Annotated in this window: 1 protein-coding gene and 1 pseudogene; both read left to right on the forward strand. The window is 29.1% G+C overall.

The features are described 5' to 3' along the window. The first annotated feature begins 63 nt into the window (after window positions 1-63). Window positions 64-1,074, forward strand: coding sequence for a thioredoxin-like domain-containing protein (locus ABY298_RS16300; protein WP_372747095.1), 1,011 nt, complete (start codon window positions 64-66; stop codon window positions 1,072-1,074). A 188-nt stretch (window positions 1,075-1,262) separates the two neighbouring features. Next, window positions 1,263-1,526 (forward strand): annotated as a pseudogene (locus ABY298_RS16305) (hypothetical protein); the annotation flags it as partial.

The following is a 1,526-nucleotide window of genomic DNA, read 5'->3' on the forward strand; positions in this document are numbered from 1 at the left end:
GTTACAGAATATCAAAATTGGTTAAAAACAGGAATATCAAATTTTAAATAAGAATTAAATAACATGAAAAAATTAATTTATTTTTTAAGTATTGTACTAGTTGTAGTCTCTTGTAAAGATGAACCAAAAGATTATGTAACATTATCAGGTAAAATTATTGATAAAAATTCGGACTCTGTTGTAGTTCGCTCAAGAGAATTTAGCAAAACTATTAAAGTAAATGCCGATGGAACTTTTGCCGATACTTTAAAAGTTGTAACAGGTGTTTATAACTTTTTTGATGGAAACGAAAGCACAACAATTTATTTAAAAAATGGATTCGAATTAGTAGTTTCTTTAGATACAAAACAATTTGATGAGTCTATCAGTTATACAGGAATAGGAGCTGAAGTAAATAATTATTTAGCTGCAAGAGCTTTAAAGCAAGAGGAAGTGTTTGATAATAACAACTTATTTGCATTAGAAAAACCAGCATTCGATCAAAAAATGAACGAAATTAAAAGCGATTTTATGGCGCTATTAACTACAACCGAAAATTTAGACTCTTTATTTATTGAAGATGAGAAAAAAGGAATTGATGGATTTACTTTATATATTGCCGATTATTATGCTGAAAAACAATATTTAAATACTTTTTTAGCAAAAGGAAAAGCGTCTCCTAAATTTACAGATTATGAAAACTTTAAAGGCGGAACAACTTCTTTAGATGATTTAAAAGGAAAGTATGTATATGTAGATGTTTGGGCAACTTGGTGTGCACCTTGTAGAGCAGAAATTCCATTTTTAAAAGAACTTGAAAAAGCATATCGCGGAAAAAACATTCAGTTTGTAAGTGTTTCTATTGATAAGGCAAAAGATCACGATAAATGGAAAAAAATGGTAGCCGATGAGCAATTGGAAGGTGTTCAGTTATTTGCTGATAACGATTGGAAATCGCAGTTTGTAACAGATTACAAGGTTAGTGGAATTCCACGTTTTATTTTAATTGATCCGCAAGGAAATATTGTAACTCCAGAAGCTCCTAGACCTTCATCAGAAGATTTAAAAACATTGTTTGATGAATTAAAAATATAATAAATTGTATAATATTTTATTATAAAGGATGAAGGTTGTTTTTAAAGTAAAATTTCGTAAACCTGAACTTGATGCAAGTTCTCATCATAATAAATAATTTTAATGATGAGGTTCTGAAATAAATTCAGAATAACGATTTCAATTTTTTAAGACAAGCAGTATCTTTTCATTTCGTTTAAAGTATGAGTATGTCATCACAAAAATCTTCAAAAGAAAATTCGGCAAAATTAAACCATGATATTTCTGAATTAGAAACGTATTTTCAACAGTTTAAAAAAAATATAGTTGGTGAAAATCAAACGTTTCAATCCCCGTATGGAGAACAAAAAATAATTTATACAGATTGGACTGCAAGTGGTCGTTTTTACCGCCCAATTGAAGAGAAAATACTCAATCAATTTGGTCCGTTTGTGGCCAATACTCATACCGAAACTTCCATTACAGGATCTGCA

The organism is Lutibacter sp. (assembly GCF_041596795.1).
Taxonomy (GTDB): domain Bacteria; phylum Bacteroidota; class Bacteroidia; order Flavobacteriales; family Flavobacteriaceae; genus Lutibacter.